This window comes from Streptococcus parasanguinis (assembly GCF_032163505.1).
GTDB classification, from domain to species: domain Bacteria; phylum Bacillota; class Bacilli; order Lactobacillales; family Streptococcaceae; genus Streptococcus; species Streptococcus parasanguinis_V.
On sequence record NZ_CP134147.1, the window covers coordinates 1 to 17,488 of the forward strand.

Consider the following 17,488-nt stretch of genomic DNA (forward strand, 5'->3'; position numbering starts at 1 on the left):
GTGTCACAAGAAGAGCAATTTTGGTCTCGTTTTTTAGAATTAGCCCAATTACAACTAAAAGATAGTGCCTATGATTTTTTTGTCGCCGATTCAAAATTAGTCAAAATCGATGGAGAGACGGCTACCATTTATCTTGATGGGAATTATAAAGAATTATTTTGGGAAACAAATCTAAAAAATGCTTTGATCACAGCCAGCTTTGAAGTCTACAATACAGATTTGAAGTTCCATTTCGTTTTTGAAGATACCGAAGAAATTCCTAGTAGTCATAGCAGTGAGAATAGGAGATTATCTTCAGGTAGCTTAACAACCGAACCGTTGCCTAAAATTGATACAGGTCTGAAATCAAAGTACACCTTTGATAATTTTGTGCAAGGGGATGGAAATATTTGGGCGAAAGCAGCAGCGCTTGCAGTTTCTGAAAATCTTGCAACAACTTACAACCCTCTCTTTATCTATGGTGGACCAGGGCTTGGAAAGACTCACCTATTGAACGCAATTGGAAATCAAATCCTAGAAAATATTCCAAATGCACGGGTTAAGTATGTCCCAGCAGAAACCTTTATTAATGAATTTTTAGAACACCTTCGATTAGGAGAAATGAAGACGTTCAAGAATACCTATCGAAGTCTTGATCTCTTACTGATCGATGATATCCAGTCACTTGGTGGGAAGAAAGTCACGACTCAAGAGGAATTTTTTAATACCTTTAATGCCCTCCATAGCGACAACAAACAGATTGTTCTAACAAGCGATCGAAGTCCGGATCATTTAGATAGTCTTGAAGAGCGGCTGGTTACTCGTTTCAAATGGGGACTAACGCAAAATATAACACCACCTGATTTTGAAACTCGGATTGCTATCTTACGGAATAAAATTGAAGATCTAGACTATATTTTTCCTAATGACACACTAGAATATCTAGCTGGTCAGTTTGATTCAAATGTCCGAGACTTAGAAGGTGCCTTAAATGATATTTCTTTAATGGCGAAGGTTAAGAAACTAAAAGAAATTACGATCGATGTTGCAGCTGAAGCTATTCGAGCTCGTAAAAACGATAATAGCAAGACGCTTGTCATCCCCATTGAAAAAATTCAGGAAGCAGTTGGAGCCTTTTATGGAGTCAGTGTAAAAGAAATCAAAGGTTCTCGAAGAGTTCAGAATATTGTCCTAGCACGACAAGTGGCCATGTATCTTTCAAGAGAGATGACGGACAACTCACTTCCTCGAATCGGAAAAGAATTCGGTGGGAAAGACCATACGACTGTCATTCATGCCTATGAAAAAATTAAAAGTATGGTCGACACAGATGATAATCTACGACTCGAAATTCAAAGTATCAAGAAAAAGTTAAATTAATCTGTGGATAACTTCCTCTAAACTTCTAGGGGTTATGCACAATTTTTAAACAAGTAACTTTTCAAGTCATAGACAGGATTCTGAGAGTTTTCCACAACTTCCACACAATCTACTATTACTATTAACTTACTAATCATAAAATAAATAAAAGGAATGACCATGATAAATTTTTCTATTAACAAAACTTTATTTTTACAAGCATTAAATACTACCAAAAGAGCGATCAGTTCAAAAAATGCTATCCCAATCCTTTCCACGATTAAAATTGATGTCACTCCAGAAGGAGTTGCCTTATCTGGATCGAATGGCCAAATTTCAATTGAAAACTTTATTTCTATCAAAGATGAAAATGCTGGTTTATTGGTGACCTCTCCAGGCTCTATTTTATTGGAAGCAACTTTCTTTATTAATGTGGTTTCAAGTTTACCAGATGTTACTTTAGATTTTAAAGAGATTGAACAAAAACAGGTTCTTTTAACAAGTGGAAAATCAGAAATTACACTTAAAGGAAAAGATGCAGATCAATATCCACGTATTCAAGAAATTGCTGCAAGTAATCCATTAGTTTTGGAAACAAAATTATTAAAACAATTAATTAATGAAACAGCATTTGCAGCAAGTGTACAAGAAAGTCGTCCAATTTTGACAGGTGTTCACTTTGTTTTATCGGATAATAAAGAGCTAAAAACAGTAGCAACAGACTCTCACCGTATGAGTCAAAAAGTGATTACACTGGAGAAAAATGGAGACAACTTTGATGTTGTCATCCCAAGTCGCTCTCTTCGTGAATTCACCTCTGTTTTTTCTGATGATATTGAAACAGTTGAGGTTTTCTTTGCTAACAATCAAATTCTCTTTAGAAGTGAACACATTAGTTTTTATACCCGTTTGCTAGAAGGAAATTATCCTGATACAGACCGTCTCATTCCAACAGAATTCAATACAGAGGCAACCTTCAATGTGGCCAACCTTCGATTTGCAATGGAGCGTGCTCGTCTTCTTTCAAATGCGACTCAAAACGGAACGGTTAAATTAGAGTTCAAAAATGGAGTGGTTTCTTCCCACGTTCATTCACCAGAAGTTGGGCGAGTAAATGAAGAGATCGATACGAGCGCCGTTTCAGGAGAGGATTTGTCTATTAGCTTTAATCCAACTTATTTGATTGAAGCGCTCAAAGCTATTGACAGTGAACAAGTTGTTATTCGTTTTATTTCTTCTGTTAGACCGTTTACATTGGTTCCAGAAGGAAATGAACAAGGGTTCATTCAATTGATTACGCCAGTTCGCACAAATTAACAAAGGTGAATCATGTATACGTTAGGTGATTTTGTAGAAATGAAAAAGCCTCACGCTTGTGTGATTAAAGAAACAGGCAAGAAGGCAAATCGTTGGGAAATTACGCGACTTGGTGCAGACATAAAAATCAAGTGTAGCAATTGTGATCATGTGGTCATGATGAGTCGCCATGATTTTGAACAGAAAATGAAGAAAGTACTATAAAAGGTTCAGTCACTTATGTGACCGAACCTTTTCGATTATTTTAATTCTTCAAATTTTCCATTTTTAACTTCTTTGAAACCACCCTGTTTCATCATATCAAAAGTTGATTTGAAGCTGATATAGTCGACTTTTTTATCTTTTTGTGTCGTTACTAATTTCTTTTCAATTAGCTGATCTAAGTCTGCCTTTTCATAATTTAGTGTTGTTTTTTCAACCATATAATCATCTTTATATTCAGCAGAATGTGTAAATCCTTTGACATCTTTGTATTCTTCATCATATTTATCGATCATTTCCTTTAATTGATCTTTCGTAACTCCCGCCTCTTTGTAATAAATAGTAGTGGTGGTTTGGTTACTGATCGCTTTATCACCTTTATGTTCTAGTGTAATACGAACATCTGTTTTCTTTTCTTGGTTGATTGCCTGAAGATAGGATTTTTGAACAGATTGTTGTCCACAAGCTCCAAGAAGAAAGAGAGTAAAGATAGCGATTAAAGAAAGAAAAATAGATTTCCATGTTTGTTTTTTCATCTGAAAAACTCCTTTGTTCATTGTTAAATATAGTATACCATTTTTATCTTTTTAGAACGTTACAGTTTGATGAAAAAATCTAGTTTCAAAGGTGATGAAATATTTCATTTTTCATCACTTGTCTTTTGAATTATGTTATAATAAAAGAGATTGAAATTTGAACGGAGAAAAAGAAAAATGGCATTAACAGCAGGTATCGTTGGCTTACCAAACGTTGGTAAATCAACCCTATTTAACGCAATTACAAAAGCAGGAGCAGAGGCCGCAAACTATCCCTTTGCGACCATTGATCCAAACGTTGGGATGGTAGAAGTTCCAGATGAACGCCTCCAAAAATTGACGGAAATGATTACTCCTAAGAAGACAGTTCCGACTACTTTTGAATTTACAGATATTGCTGGGATTGTGAAAGGAGCTTCTAAAGGGGAAGGACTTGGTAATAAATTCTTGGCTAACATCCGTGAAGTAGATGCCATTGTCCATGTAGTGCGTGCTTTTGATGATGAAAATGTCATGCGGGAGCAAGGTCGTGAAGATGCCTTTGTTGATCCACTAGCAGATATTGATACCATCAATTTAGAATTAATTTTAGCCGACTTAGAGTCTGTCAATAAACGCTACGCGCGTGTAGAAAAAATCGCTCGTACACAAAAAGATAAGGATTCTGTTGCGGAATTTAATGTTCTACAAAAAATCAAACCAGTTCTTGAAGATGGTAAATCAGCTCGGACCATTGAATTCACTGAGGAAGAACAAAAAGTGGTGAAAGGACTTTTCCTTTTGACTACCAAACCAGTTCTTTATGTAGCAAATGTGGATGAAGACGTTGTTGCAGATCCAGATTCTATCGAGTATGTGAAGCAAATTCGTGACTTTGCGGCAACAGAGAACGCGGAAGTCGTGGTGATTTCTGCGCGTGCTGAGGAAGAAATTTCTGAGCTAGATGATGCAGATAAACAAGAATTTTTAGAGGCAATTGGCCTAACAGAGTCTGGAGTTGATAAACTCACGCGTGCAGCTTACCACTTGTTGGGACTTGGCACTTATTTCACAGCTGGTGAAAAAGAAGTGCGTGCTTGGACCTTCAAACGTGGTATGAAAGCTCCTCAAGCTGCTGGAATCATCCACTCTGATTTTGAAAAAGGATTTATTCGTGCCGTGACCATGTCCTATGATGATTTAGTTAAATACGGTTCTGAAAAGGCTGTAAAAGAAGCAGGACGCTTGCGCGAAGAAGGAAAAGAATATGTTGTCCAAGATGGGGATATCATGGAATTCCGTTTTAATGTATAAGAAAGTTAAAAAAATGTAAAGGTTGGAAAAAATATTTCCAACCCTTTTAGTGTTTTGAAAGGAAAGAGATGACGAAATTAATTGTTGGATTGGGAAATCCAGGTGATAAGTATTTTGAAACGAAACACAATGTAGGCTTTATGTTAGTTGATCAAATGGCAAAGTCTTTAAATCTTACTTTCTCCCATGATAAAATTTTTCAAGCTGATATTGCCTCAACATTTTTAAATGGCGAAAAGGTCTATTTTGTAAAGCCAACCACTTTCATGAATGAGAGTGGAAAAGCAGTCCATGCCCTTCTGACTTATTATGGTCTGGATATTGAAGATCTTTTGGTTATTTACGATGATTTAGATATGGAAGTTGGTAAGATTCGTCTTCGAGCTAAAGGATCAGCTGGAGGTCATAACGGAATCAAATCGATTATTAATCATATTGGAACTCAGACTTTTTATCGAATTAAGATTGGAATTGGAAGACCTAAGCAGGGCATGTCAGTTGTTCATCATGTATTAGGAAAATTTGATAAAGACGATTACATCACTATTCTACAAACAATCGATCGAGTAGAAGAAGCGGTTAACGATTACTTGGTAGAAGAAAATTTTGAAAGAAGCATGCAGAAATACAACGGGTAAGTAGATGAATGTAATTGATTTAGTGAGTCAAAACTCCAACCTTCTATCCTGGCAACAAGGTTTGCAAAAAAATAATAGGGAATTGATCTTAGGATTATCTGCGACCACAAAGGCTATTGTAATGGCTTCAGCCTTTGATTCTATTGAAAAAGCAGTCCTCATTACTTCCAGTTATAACGAAGCAGAACGATTGGCTAGTGATTTTATTGCTTTACTTGGAGAAGAGAAAGTCCATACATTTTTGGGAGATGATAACCCTTTAGCAGAATTTGTTTTTGCTTCACAAGAAAGGCAATTTTCACGATTAGAGGCTTTGAACTTTTTATGTCAAGAGGATCGTCAAGGCATCCTTGTGACCAATGTGAGTGGTATAAAACTACTATTACCTTCTCCTAAAGTTTTTGCATCTAGCATTTTTCAATTGAAGGTCGATCAAGAAATAGACTTAACTACTCTGAGTGAAACATTACAGAAGATTGGCTACCAAAAGGTGAGCCAAGTTTTGCAACAGGGAGAGTTTAGTCTACGAGGAGATATTTTAGATATCTTTGAGATCGACCAACTCCAACCCTATCGGATTGAATTTTTCGGAGATGAGATTGATGGAATCCGAATCTTTGACCCAGAAAGTCAGCGTTCTGTTGAAAATGTTGAAGAAGTTCAACTGAAGGCAGTGAGTGATCTATTGTTGCAAGAGGAAGATTTCATCCGTGGTCAGCAGCAAATCGAACAATTGCAAGAACAGAGCGCGAATGAAGAATTTAAATCTTATCTAGCAGAAATTTTAGGAGATATTTCTCAAAGGAAACTTCATCCGGATCTTAGAAAATTTATTAGTTTCTTTTACGAGAAGCAATATACCCTATTCGATTATCTCCCTAAACACACTCCTGTTTTTCTGGATGATTATCAAAAAATAGCAGATCAAATAGCGAGATTTGAACTAGATACAGCTAATCTCTTGACGGAAGATTTACATAAAAATAGAGCTTCTTCTCGCCAAGTGTATTTTGCAGACACCAGTACAACATTACGAAAATATACGCCTGCAACTTATTTTTCAAACTTTCAAAAAGGATTAGGAAATCTGAAGTTTGATCATTTGTATCAATTCAATCAATATCCCATGCAGGAGTTTTTTGGACAATTTGATTTACTAAAAGAGGAAATTGAACGGTATCGAAAATCAAACTATACAGTTATTATCCAAGCAACTTCTCATCACAATCTTCAACAGCTCCATAAAAATTTAGAAGAGTATGGGATTCGATTAGATTATATTGATGGGGATACGATCATTCCTCAAGCTAGTCAATTAGTTGTTGGAGGACTAGCTCACGGTTTTCAATTTGTTGATGAAAAAATTGTCTACATTACAGAATCAGAGATTTATCAGAAAAAGATCAAACGAAAGATTCGCAGGCAAAATATTTCCAATGCAGAACGCCTAAAAAATTATAATGAACTGGAAAAAGGGGACTATGTTGTTCACCAAGTTCATGGTATTGGTCAATATTTGGGAATTGAAACGATTGAAATTTCGGGTGTCCATCGTGATTATGTTTCAATTCAATATCAAAATGGAGATCGCATCTCGATTCCTGTCGATCAGATTCAGATGTTGTCCAAATACGTTGCAAGTGATGGAAAAACGCCAAAAATTAACAAGTTAAATGATGGGCGTTTCCAAAGAACGAAGCAAAAGGTTCAGACCCAGGTGGAGGACATTGCGGATGATTTGATAAAACTTTATGCGGAGCGTAGTCAATTAGAAGGCTTTGCCTATTCCCAAGATGATGAAAACCAAGAGGCTTTTGAACAAGATTTTCCATATATTGAAACAGATGACCAATTACGTTCCATTGAAGAAATTAAAAAAGATATGGAATCGAATCGTCCGATGGACCGATTGCTGGTTGGAGACGTCGGTTTTGGGAAAACAGAGGTCGCTATGCGAGCAGCTTTTAAGGCAGTAAATGATCATAAACAAGTAGCAGTGCTGGTTCCTACCACTGTTCTTGCCCAACAACATTATGCCAATTTTAAGGAGCGTTTTGAATCTTTTGCAGTAGAAGTTGCTGTTTTAAGTCGTTTCCAGAGTAAGGCAGAGCAGAAAGAAACGCTTGAAAAGTTGAAAAAAGGACGAGTGGATATTATTATTGGAACTCACCGGCTCTTGTCCAAAGATGTTGTTTTTTCAGACTTAGGCTTAATCGTGATAGATGAAGAACAACGTTTTGGAGTGAAGCACAAAGAAACCTTGAAAGAATTGAAAAAAAAGGTGGATGTGCTTACCTTGACAGCTACCCCTATACCTCGAACTCTTCATATGTCTATGCTAGGAATTAGAGATTTGTCTGTCATTGAAACACCTCCTACCAATCGATATCCTGTGCAAACTTTTGTACTAGAGACCAATCCAACTATTATTCGAGATGCTGTGTTGCGGGAGATGGATCGTGGAGGACAGGCCTATTATCTTTACAATAAGGTAGATACAATTGAACAAAAGGTGTCTGAATTAAAAGAGTTGATTCCAGAGGCTTCGATTGGCTTTGTTCATGGCCAGATGAGTGAAGTTCGCCTGGAAAATACCCTGTTGGATTTCATTAATGGCGAATACGATGTCTTAGTGACGACAACCATTATTGAGACAGGTGTGGATATTCCAAATGCTAATACACTCTTTATTGAAAATGCGGATCATATGGGACTTTCAACGCTTTATCAATTAAGAGGTCGTGTGGGACGAAGCAATCGAATTGCTTATGCCTATTTGATGTATCGTCCAGACAAATCTCTTACAGAAGTGTCTGAAAAACGCTTAGAAGCTATTAAAGGTTTTACTGAGTTGGGGTCTGGATTTAAAATTGCTATGCGAGATTTATCGATCCGTGGAGCAGGGAATATCCTTGGAGCTTCTCAATCTGGTTTCATCGATTCAGTTGGTTTTGAAATGTATTCTCAATTGTTAGAAGAAGCTATTGCTAAGAAACAAGGCCAAGAGCATCGTAGGCAAAAGAGCAATGCAGAGTTGAACCTTCAAATAGATGCATATTTACCTAATGAATATATTTCAGATCAACGTCAAAAAATTGAAATTTACAAACAAATTCGTGAAATGAATTCTGCGACGGACTATGAATATTTGCAAGATGAATTGATCGATCGTTTTGGAGAATACCCAGATGTTGTGGCCTACCTACTTGAAATTGGTTTAGTGAAAGCTTACTTGGATCAAGTCTTTGTCCGTCTTGTTGAGAGAAAACAACAAAAAGTGACAGTGAAATTTGAACCTATTGCCAAACAACTGTTTTTAACACAGGATTATTTCAAAGCTCTGTCAATGACACAGTTAAAGGCACAGATTGCAGAAGAAAAGGGATTGATTGAAGTGATCTTCGATATTCGAAATAAGAAAGATTTTGAAATTTTGGAAGCTCTGAAGCAATTTGGTCAAACCTTATTGGAAATTAAACAGGAAAAAGAAGAGGACTAGAAGTTCTTAGCTCATTTTTCGCATTTTATGGATAAAAAATGATACAATACTATGTTAGAGGTGACAGTATGAGATTAGATAAATATTTAAAAGTTTCTCGCATTATTAAGCGTCGTCCTGTTGCAAAGGAAGTTGCAGATAAAGGGCGGATCAAAGTCAATGGAGTATTAGCCAAAAGTTCAACGGATTTGAAAGTGAATGATCAAATTGAAGTTCGTTTTGGAAATAAAGTATTGACGGTTAAAGTCTTGGAAATGTTGGATAGTACAAAAAAAGAAGATGCATCCAAAATGTACGAAATAATTAGTGAAACAAGGATAGAAGAAGATGCCTAAAAATATCGTTCAAATGAACAATAAATATATCAAAGACGAAAGTCAGCGAAAACGTTTTTTAGAAGAAGAAAGAAAAAAACGCAATCGTTTTCTAGGGCTCGTTTTGATATTGGTCATGTTACTGTTTATTCTTCCAACTTATAATTTAGCCCAGAGCTATCAATCGCTACAAGATAAAAAAGAACAATACAAACAGTTGGAAAAAGAGTATAAAGAAACAAGTGAACAAAAAGAATACCAACAAGACATCGCTAAAAAATTAAAAGACGATGATTATGCAACAAAATATGCACGCGCAAAGTATTCTTTTTCAAAAGATGGTGAATATGTTTATACCATCCCAGATTTACTCCCCCAATAACCGATGGAAAATATCTTACAAACAGTTAAACAATTTCTTGAATTTTCAGATGAAAAATTAGAGGAATTAAAAAAGAAAAACCAAATGATCAAACTTCAAAAGGATGAAAAGGAAAGGAATACAGGTGTCTAAACGATTTCTGCTCCTATTGTTAGTTCCAATTTTATTTATTGGGTCTCAAGCAGCGAGTATCGAGCAGTCTGAGTTTTCTCAGACAATGGCTCATCCATCAGAACTTTATTTTTCTTCAATTCCAGCGAATCCTAATGTCTATCGCAAAATTTCTGTTTTTTCTGATCCTCAGTTGAAAAAAGCAAAAGGAGAAATTCTTCCCAACACACCGTTTACAATCGAACAACTCTTTGTAAATGATGAAGGGAAAGCTGTATTTAAAATAGCAGATAAAGGATATGTATTAGCAGATTCTTCTGTCATTTTTTCTGATGTTGTGCAAGAAACACAAGAAAAAAAACAAGAAATGTGGCTAAAACCTGGTTTTAAAGTGTACGACCGACCCTTAATAAATGGTGCAAAAGAAAAAAGTACACCTCTTTCTCCTTATACAAAAGTGACAGTCTTACGTACAGCTAAGACTTTACGAGATGAGTTTGTGGAGATTGAAGGTCAGGGCTGGGTGAACAAAGCATTCGTTACTGAAAAAGATAATCGAATGGAAAAAGTTCAGGACTTGTTAAATAGTAAATACAATTCTCCTTCGTATGGAATCTATGTAAAACAATTAGAGACTGGAAATACTGCTGGAATCAATCCGCAAAAAGAAATGTATTCTGCCAGTGTAACGAAATTACCATACTTGTACTACGTCCAAGAACAGCTCAATAAAAAAGCCATTTCCCCAACTACAACCTACAAATATATTCCAGAAGTAAATGATTTCAAAGGAGGCTATGAACCAGAAGGAAGTGGTAGTCTTTCAAAAACACCCGATGGAAAAGAATACAGTGTTCAAGAGTTGGTAGATAAGATTGCAAAAGAATCAGATAATGTTGGACATAATATCTTGAATTATTATGTCACTCATCAATCAGATCAAGACTTCCAAAAAACTTTGGATAGGATTGCAAAGAAACATTGGGATGTTGAAAAAAGAGAAGCATCCGCTGAAATGGCTGGCAATGTCATGGAGGCTGTCTATCAACAAAATGGCTCTATTATTGATGCGCTCTCCTCTACAAAATATGATGATCAACGGATTGCGCGTGACCTTCCAGTAAAAGTTGCTCATAAAATTGGAGATGCCTATGATTTCAGACATGATGTTGCGATTGTATACACAAATTCACCCTATGTAATAGCCATTTTTACAGATCATTCGAATTATGATACGATTTCCAACATTTCAAAAGATATCTATGAGGTATTGAAATAATGGAAAAGCGATTTTTAGAGTTTTGTGAAAAACAATATCTATTTACTCCCCATCGCCGTGTTTTAGTTGCCTTATCTGGTGGATTGGATTCAATGAATCTGTATGAACTTTTATATAAGAATAAAGAACGATTGAAAATCCATCTGGTACTCGCTCATGTCAATCATGGACAAAGACCAGAATCGGATTTAGAAGAAAGTGAACTTCGAACGCTAGCTGATAGGCGAGAGACACGTATCCATGTGGCTCACTATTCGGGTGATTTTACAGAAGCAAAAGCTCGTACCTTTCGTTATGATTTTTTTAAACAGATTATGGAGAAAGAGGATTGCACCGCTTTAGTAACAGGTCATCATGCAAACGATCAAGCCGAAACAACTTTCATGCGCTTGATACGAGGAACAAAATTACGCCATTTAAGTGGTATTCCTGTACGCCAACCATTTGGTAAGGGTGAGTTAATCCGTCCTTTGTTAACTTTTACCAAAGATGAGTTGATGAAAATCCCTCACTTTGAAGACAGTAGCAATGACTCACAGGACTATTTTCGAAATCGTGTACGCCATCAATACCTTCCAGAATTTGAAAAAGAAAATCCCCAAATGCAAGCAAGTCTTCGCTATTTAGCAGAGGAAGTGAATCGTTGGCACCAAGCACTAAAAGAATTGACTAGCAAGTTAAGCATTCAAGATTTAGCTTCTTTTAGAAAGTATTCTCATTCTGTACAATCATTCTTATTAGAAGAGTATTTGGCACAATTTCCAGATTTGCAACTTGGTAGGGCCCAGTTTCAAGAATTATTAGATTTACTGCGAAAAAAAAGAAATTGCATTCATTATTTAAAGTCGAATTATGAACTACATCAAGAATATGATTTCTTTGAAATACGAAAAATCAGTCAAAAGTCGGATGACCAACCCCTTCCTTTTTTGTTAGAATTTGGGAATATCTTTGATATTGCAAATTATAAACTATCTTTTGGACAACCATTAGTAGGGGAAAATGTAGAAATTCTTTCTGTTTCACGCGAAACTCCCATCTTAATTAGAGGGAGAAAGGAAGGAGATCACCTGCTTGTTAATGGCCACCATCAAAAATTAAGACGGTGGTTTATCAACCATAAAATTCCAATTTCGCTTCGGCAAAAAGCTCTCATTATAGAACAGAATCATAATATTCTTTCTGTAGTGGGATTGGTAACGAGTGATTTGAGTAAGCCCTCAAAAAGTGGTATAATGAAAGATAGTCTTTATATTCAAAAAATAGATAGGTAAAAACATGTTAGAAAAAGATATAAAAAAAGTATTGGTTTCACATGATGAAATTGTAGAAGCAGCAAAGAAATTGGGTGAAACCCTAACAAAAGAGTACCAAGGGAAAAATCCAATTTTTGTTGGAATTTTGAAAGGCTCTGTTCCATTTATGGCAGAGTTGATCAACCACGTGGATACACATATTGAATTGGATTTTATGCTGGTTTCAAGTTATCATGGTGGTACGGCAAGCTCAGGTATTATTAATATTATCAAGGATATCGACCAAGATATTACTGGTAGAGATATTTTATTTGTAGAAGATATTATCGATACAGGTAAAACCCTCAAGAGTCTAAAAGAACTCTTTGAAGAACGAAATGCAGCATCTGTGAAGATTGCTACCTTACTGGATAAACCTGAAGGACGTTTGGTTGAGATTGAAGCAGATTACACCTGCTTTACGATTCCAAATGAGTTTGTTGTAGGATATGGTTTAGACTATGATGAAAATTATCGTAACCTACCCTATGTTGGTGTATTAAAAGAGGAAGTGTACTCAAAATAGAGGAGACTAGATGAATAACAGAAAAAATAACGGTTTTGTCCGAAATCCATTTCTGTATTTGTTGATTATTGTAGCGGCTGTGACAGGATTCCAGTACTTTTTTGCGGGTAATGGGGTTGGTCAAAGTCAGCAAATCAACTACACAGAATTGGTCAAAGAAATTAAAAATGATAATGTAAAAACGATCAGTTACCAACCAAATGGTAGTGTGATTGAAATTGCAGGTACCTATAATAAAGCAAAAGAATCAAAAGAAGATACAGGAATTCAATTTTTTACCCCAAGTGTTCAAAAAGTATCTCGCTTTACTAGTGTCATCCTTCCATCTGATATCACTGTCAATGAATTACAAAAATTAGCAGCTGACCACAAAGCAGAAATCACCATTAAGCGTGAGAGCTCAAGTGGCATGTGGATAACAATTCTCACTTCAATTGTTCCATTTGTTATTGTCATGTTCTTCTTCTTCTCAATGATGAACCAAGGCGGTGGCGGAGGTGCCAGAGGTGCCATGAACTTTGGTCGTAATAAAGCCCGCGCTGCTAATAAAGAAGATATTAAAGTTCGTTTTTCAGATGTAGCAGGAGCTGAAGAAGAAAAACAAGAACTTGTTGAAGTTGTTGAATTTTTAAAAGATCCAAAACGCTTTACTAAATTGGGTGCAAGAATCCCAGCAGGTGTGCTTCTTGAAGGCCCTCCCGGAACTGGTAAAACCCTTTTAGCAAAAGCAGTAGCTGGTGAAGCTGGAGTGCCATTCTTCAGTATCTCTGGTTCTGACTTCGTTGAAATGTTTGTCGGAGTCGGTGCTAGCCGGGTTCGTTCACTTTTTGAAGATGCTAAAAAAGCAGCACCAGCCATTATCTTTATCGATGAAATTGATGCTGTTGGGCGCCAGCGTGGTGTAGGTCTTGGTGGTGGAAATGATGAACGTGAACAAACCCTTAACCAGCTCTTGATTGAGATGGATGGTTTTGAAGGCAACGAAGGAATCATTGTTATCGCAGCAACTAACCGTTCTGATGTCCTTGACCCTGCCCTTCTTCGTCCTGGCCGTTTTGACCGTAAAGTATTGGTTGGACGTCCAGATGTGAAAGGTCGTGAGGCAATTCTTCGTGTTCATGCTAAGAATAAGCCACTTGCTCAAGATGTGGACTTGAAATTAGTTGCTCAACAAACACCAGGATTTGTCGGTGCTGATCTCGAAAATGTTTTGAACGAAGCAGCCTTGGTTGCAGCTCGTCGAAATAAAAAAGTAATTGATGCTGCTGATATCGATGAAGCAGAAGATCGTGTTATTGCAGGTCCATCTAAGAAAGATCGGACGATTTCACAAAAAGAACGTGAAATGGTTGCTTATCACGAAGCTGGTCATACAATCGTTGGTTTGGTCTTATCAAATGCTCGTGTAGTTCATAAAGTTACGATTGTTCCACGTGGTCGTGCAGGCGGTTACATGATTGCCCTTCCTAAAGAAGATCAAATGTTACTTTCTAAAGAAGATATGAAAGAACAATTAGCTGGGCTCATGGGAGGACGTGTTGCCGAAGAAATTATTTTCAATTCGCAAACAACGGGTGCTTCAAATGACTTTGAACAAGCTACCCAAATGGCGCGTGCAATGGTGACAGAATATGGTATGAGTGAAAAACTTGGACCGGTCCAATATGAAGGAAATCATGCAATGTTTGGTGCTCAAAGCCCACAAAAAATGATTTCAGAACGAACAGCTTACGAAATTGATGAAGAAGTTCGTAGTCTGTTGAATGAAGCCCGTAATAAAGCGGCAGAAATTATTCAAGGAAATAGAGAAACGCATAAACTAATTGCGGAAGCTCTATTAAAATATGAAACCTTGGATAGTGTTCAAATTAAATCATTATATGAAACAGGAAAAATGCCTGAAAATTCAGAGCATGAATTAGAAGAAGAAGCAAAACCTCTATCATATGATGAGATTAAGTCAAAATTAGAAGAAAATAACTAATTCAAAAGAAGGAAAATATTTCCTTCTTTTTTTATTAAAAAAGTGTTGACAGAGTAAAAATATTCTGTATAATAGAATATGTTGTAAAAATGGTCCGTTGGTCAAGGGGTTAAGACACCGCCTTTTCACGGCGGTAACACGGGTTCGAATCCCGTACGGACTATCGATGAACTGTCACCAAGTGGCAGTTTTTTTTGTGTATTTGGAAAAAATAGTTAAAAATAATAACCAAATAGTTAAAAAAACGAGCAGAATAGAAAAAAAGTCCAATGGGCTTCTTTATTTTTATAAAATACAGATAAAAATAAAGGAGAACTTATGGAATTTAATAAAATGTATCAAAAAGTAAAATATATTGTAAGAAAATGTGAAAAAGAATATTATATTCAATTATGGGAAAAAGATGATTGGGAACAAGAAGGACAGCTAACACTCTTTGAACTTTATCAAAAAAATCCTGAAATTGAAACAAATGAAGAATTACTTTATACATATTTCAAAACAAAATTTAGAAATCATATTAAAGATAAAATAAGACAACAGGAAAGTGATAAGAGAAAAATTAATAGACTTCCATATATTGAAATTGGAGAAATTAGTCACAGAATTTCATCAAGAAAAATATATTTAGATGAGCTGGTTGTTCTGAGAGATGCATTAAAACGTTTTAAAGAAAAATTAACCGTAAAAGAAAAAGAACAATATGAAGCATTACTAGCAAACAGAAGATGTCTAGGAAAAACAAAAATGAAAAAGAAATTAGAGAACTATCTAAAGGATTTTAAAAATTCAATTTAAAAACTGAAAGTTGCCAGTGAATAAATGAACTTTCAAAAAAATAAATTTTTTTGGAAAAAAGTATTGACAGTAAGGGTAGGTCATGATATACTAATATAGTTGTCGCGCGAGAGCGACAAAGACCTTTGAAAACTGAACAAGACGAACCAATGTGCAGGGCGCTATAACTAAGGTTATAGTAACTGAACAATAAAAAAACAATAAATCTGTCAGTGACAGAATGAGTTTAAGACAAACAATTATTTTAATGAGAGTTTGATCCTGGCTCAGGATGAACGCTGGCGGCGTGCCTAATACATGCAAGTAGAACGCTGAAGCTTGGTGCTTGCACCGAGCGGATGAGTTGCGAACGGGTGAGTAACGCGTAGGTAACCTGCCTCTTAGCGGGGGATAACTATTGGAAACGATAGCTAATACCGCATAAAAGTCGACATCGCATGATGTTGACTTGAAAGGTGCAATTGCATCACTAAGAGATGGACCTGCGTTGTATTAGCTAGTTGGTGAGGTAACGGCTCACCAAGGCGACGATACATAGCCGACCTGAGAGGGTGATCGGCCACACTGGGACTGAGACACGGCCCAGACTCCTACGGGAGGCAGCAGTAGGGAATCTTCGGCAATGGGGGCAACCCTGACCGAGCAACGCCGCGTGAGTGAAGAAGGTTTTCGGATCGTAAAGCTCTGTTGTAAGAGAAGAACGAGTGTGAGAGTGGAAAGTTCACACTGTGACGGTAACTTACCAGAAAGGGACGGCTAACTACGTGCCAGCAGCCGCGGTAATACGTAGGTCCCGAGCGTTATCCGGATTTATTGGGCGTAAAGCGAGCGCAGGCGGTTAGATAAGTCTGAAGTTAAAGGCTGTGGCTTAACCATAGTACGCTTTGGAAACTGTTTAACTTGAGTGCAGAAGGGGAGAGTGGAATTCCATGTGTAGCGGTGAAATGCGTAGATATATGGAGGAACACCGGTGGCGAAAGCGGCTCTCTGGTCTGTAACTGACGCTGAGGCTCGAAAGCGTGGGGAGCAAACAGGATTAGATACCCTGGTAGTCCACGCCGTAAACGATGAGTGCTAGGTGTTGGGTCCTTTCCGGGACTCAGTGCCGTAGCTAACGCATTAAGCACTCCGCCTGGGGAGTACGACCGCAAGGTTGAAACTCAAAGGAATTGACGGGGGCCCGCACAAGCGGTGGAGCATGTGGTTTAATTCGAAGCAACGCGAAGAACCTTACCAGGTCTTGACATCCCTCTGACCGCTCTAGAGATAGAGTTTTCCTTCGGGACAGAGGTGACAGGTGGTGCATGGTTGTCGTCAGCTCGTGTCGTGAGATGTTGGGTTAAGTCCCGCAACGAGCGCAACCCCTATTGTTAGTTGCCATCATTCAGTTGGGCACTCTAGCGAGACTGCCGGTAATAAACCGGAGGAAGGTGGGGATGACGTCAAATCATCATGCCCCTTATGACCTGGGCTACACACGTGCTACAATGGCTGGTACAACGAGTCGCGAGTCGGTGACGGCAAGCTAATCTCTTAAAGCCAGTCTCAGTTCGGATTGTAGGCTGCAACTCGCCTACATGAAGTCGGAATCGCTAGTAATCGCGGATCAGCACGCCGCGGTGAATACGTTCCCGGGCCTTGTACACACCGCCCGTCACACCACGAGAGTTTGTAACACCCGAAGTCGGTGAGGTAACCATTTGGAGCCAGCCGCCTAAGGTGGGATAGATGATTGGGGTGAAGTCGTAACAAGGTAGCCGTATCGGAAGGTGCGGCTGGATCACCTCCTTTCTAAGGAAATGGAAACCTGTACGTTGGTCTTGTTTAGTTTTGAGAGGTCTTGTGGGGCCTTAGCTCAGCTGGGAGAGCGCCTGCTTTGCACGCAGGAGGTCAGCGGTTCGATCCCGCTAGGCTCCATTAACACTGTAAGGGTGTTAAGATTGAACATTGAAAATTGAATATCTATATCAAATAGTA

15 protein-coding genes, 2 tRNA genes and 1 rRNA gene are annotated in these 17,488 nt (G+C 37.5%); 17 read left to right on the top strand and 1 reads right to left on the bottom strand.

Annotated elements, in window-relative coordinates; all coding sequences use genetic code 11:
- The 3 genes from dnaA (at position 1) to RIN70_RS00015 (ending at position 2,859) form a co-directional block, all read left to right on the top strand.
- A complete protein-coding gene (dnaA, locus tag RIN70_RS00005; protein ID WP_003009237.1) occupies positions 1-1,359 on the top strand; it encodes a chromosomal replication initiator protein DnaA in 1,359 nt (452 codons plus the stop codon).
- A 159-nt stretch (positions 1,360-1,518) separates the two neighbouring features.
- Complete coding sequence (dnaN, locus tag RIN70_RS00010) at positions 1,519-2,655, top strand: DNA polymerase III subunit beta (protein WP_021154169.1); 1,137 nt, start codon at positions 1,519-1,521, stop codon at positions 2,653-2,655.
- A 12-nt stretch (positions 2,656-2,667) separates the two neighbouring features.
- Positions 2,668-2,859, top strand: a complete 192-nt coding sequence (locus RIN70_RS00015; RefSeq protein ID WP_003002008.1) for a DUF951 domain-containing protein — start codon at positions 2,668-2,670, stop codon at positions 2,857-2,859.
- A 35-nt stretch (positions 2,860-2,894) separates the two neighbouring features.
- On the opposite strand, the gene RIN70_RS00020 is transcribed toward RIN70_RS00015, so the two are convergent.
- Complete coding sequence (locus RIN70_RS00020) at positions 2,895-3,392, bottom strand: DUF1307 domain-containing protein (RefSeq protein WP_031574824.1); 498 nt, start codon at positions 3,390-3,392, stop codon at positions 2,895-2,897.
- A gap of 177 nt (positions 3,393-3,569) precedes the next feature.
- Between RIN70_RS00020 and ychF the strand changes: the two genes are divergently transcribed.
- The 14 genes from ychF to RIN70_RS00090 all read left to right on the top strand — a co-directional run bounded on the left by ychF (position 3,570) and on the right by RIN70_RS00090 (position 17,428).
- A complete protein-coding gene (ychF, locus tag RIN70_RS00025) occupies positions 3,570-4,685 on the top strand; it encodes a redox-regulated ATPase YchF (protein WP_003010773.1) in 1,116 nt (371 codons plus the stop codon).
- Positions 4,686-4,753: 68 nt separating this feature from the next.
- Complete coding sequence (pth, locus tag RIN70_RS00030) at positions 4,754-5,323, top strand: aminoacyl-tRNA hydrolase (RefSeq protein ID WP_003009246.1); 570 nt, start codon at positions 4,754-4,756, stop codon at positions 5,321-5,323.
- Between the two features lie 4 nt (positions 5,324-5,327).
- Positions 5,328-8,822, top strand: a complete 3,495-nt coding sequence (gene mfd, locus RIN70_RS00035; protein WP_024056450.1) for a transcription-repair coupling factor — start codon at positions 5,328-5,330, stop codon at positions 8,820-8,822.
- A 68-nt stretch (positions 8,823-8,890) separates the two neighbouring features.
- Positions 8,891-9,157, top strand: coding sequence for an RNA-binding S4 domain-containing protein (locus RIN70_RS00040; RefSeq protein WP_003002258.1), 267 nt, complete (start codon positions 8,891-8,893; stop codon positions 9,155-9,157).
- Positions 9,150-9,518, top strand: a complete 369-nt coding sequence (locus tag RIN70_RS00045; RefSeq protein WP_003009251.1) for an FtsB family cell division protein — start codon at positions 9,150-9,152, stop codon at positions 9,516-9,518. The genes RIN70_RS00040 and RIN70_RS00045 overlap by 8 nt, the downstream gene beginning before the upstream one ends.
- 3 nt (positions 9,519-9,521) lie before the next feature.
- The gene (locus RIN70_RS00050; protein WP_003009253.1) at positions 9,522-9,650 is read left to right on the top strand and encodes an SP_0009 family protein; all 129 of its coding nucleotides are present in this window, start codon (positions 9,522-9,524) and stop codon (positions 9,648-9,650) included.
- Positions 9,643-10,908 (top strand): serine hydrolase, encoded by a 1,266-nt coding sequence (locus RIN70_RS00055; RefSeq protein ID WP_390897816.1) that lies wholly within the window; start codon positions 9,643-9,645, stop codon positions 10,906-10,908. The genes RIN70_RS00050 and RIN70_RS00055 overlap by 8 nt, the downstream gene beginning before the upstream one ends.
- Positions 10,908-12,182 (top strand): tRNA lysidine(34) synthetase TilS, encoded by a 1,275-nt coding sequence (tilS, locus tag RIN70_RS00060; RefSeq protein ID WP_272144719.1) that lies wholly within the window; start codon positions 10,908-10,910, stop codon positions 12,180-12,182. The genes RIN70_RS00055 and tilS overlap by 1 nt, the downstream gene beginning before the upstream one ends.
- A 4-nt stretch (positions 12,183-12,186) precedes the next feature.
- A complete protein-coding gene (gene hpt / locus RIN70_RS00065) occupies positions 12,187-12,729 on the top strand; it encodes a hypoxanthine phosphoribosyltransferase (protein ID WP_003018402.1) in 543 nt (180 codons plus the stop codon).
- 10 nt (positions 12,730-12,739) lie between these two features.
- Positions 12,740-14,713 carry an ATP-dependent zinc metalloprotease FtsH gene (ftsH, locus tag RIN70_RS00070; RefSeq protein ID WP_049473251.1) on the top strand — a complete coding sequence of 658 codons (1,974 nt, stop codon included), beginning with the start codon at positions 12,740-12,742 and terminating at the stop codon, positions 14,711-14,713.
- 91 nt (positions 14,714-14,804) lie between these two features.
- Positions 14,805-14,876, top strand: a tRNA-Glu gene (locus RIN70_RS00075).
- Between the two features lie 155 nt (positions 14,877-15,031).
- Positions 15,032-15,511, top strand: coding sequence for a sigma-70 family RNA polymerase sigma factor (locus tag RIN70_RS00080; RefSeq protein WP_003009261.1), 480 nt, complete (start codon positions 15,032-15,034; stop codon positions 15,509-15,511).
- 243 nt (positions 15,512-15,754) lie between these two features.
- Positions 15,755-17,302, top strand: a 16S ribosomal RNA gene (locus RIN70_RS00085).
- A gap of 53 nt (positions 17,303-17,355) precedes the next feature.
- Positions 17,356-17,428 (top strand) — tRNA-Ala (locus tag RIN70_RS00090).
- Positions 17,429-17,488: the final 60 nt, after the last annotated feature.

Coding starts and splice junctions, on each gene's coding strand:
- dnaN (WP_021154169.1), top strand. CDS start 1,519: ATGATAAATTTTTCTATTAACAAAACTTTATTTTTACAAGCATTAAAT.
- RIN70_RS00015 (WP_003002008.1), top strand. CDS start 2,668: ATGTATACGTTAGGTGATTTTGTAGAAATGAAAAAGCCTCACGCTTGT.
- RIN70_RS00020 (WP_031574824.1), bottom strand. CDS start 3,392: ATGAAAAAACAAACATGGAAATCTATTTTTCTTTCTTTAATCGCTATC.
- ychF (WP_003010773.1), top strand. CDS start 3,570: ATGGCATTAACAGCAGGTATCGTTGGCTTACCAAACGTTGGTAAATCA.
- pth (WP_003009246.1), top strand. CDS start 4,754: ATGACGAAATTAATTGTTGGATTGGGAAATCCAGGTGATAAGTATTTT.
- mfd (WP_024056450.1), top strand. CDS start 5,328: ATGAATGTAATTGATTTAGTGAGTCAAAACTCCAACCTTCTATCCTGG.
- RIN70_RS00040 (WP_003002258.1), top strand. CDS start 8,891: ATGAGATTAGATAAATATTTAAAAGTTTCTCGCATTATTAAGCGTCGT.
- RIN70_RS00045 (WP_003009251.1), top strand. CDS start 9,150: ATGCCTAAAAATATCGTTCAAATGAACAATAAATATATCAAAGACGAA.
- RIN70_RS00050 (WP_003009253.1), top strand. CDS start 9,522: ATGGAAAATATCTTACAAACAGTTAAACAATTTCTTGAATTTTCAGAT.
- tilS (WP_272144719.1), top strand. CDS start 10,908: ATGGAAAAGCGATTTTTAGAGTTTTGTGAAAAACAATATCTATTTACT.
- hpt (WP_003018402.1), top strand. CDS start 12,187: ATGTTAGAAAAAGATATAAAAAAAGTATTGGTTTCACATGATGAAATT.
- ftsH (WP_049473251.1), top strand. CDS start 12,740: ATGAATAACAGAAAAAATAACGGTTTTGTCCGAAATCCATTTCTGTAT.
- RIN70_RS00080 (WP_003009261.1), top strand. CDS start 15,032: ATGGAATTTAATAAAATGTATCAAAAAGTAAAATATATTGTAAGAAAA.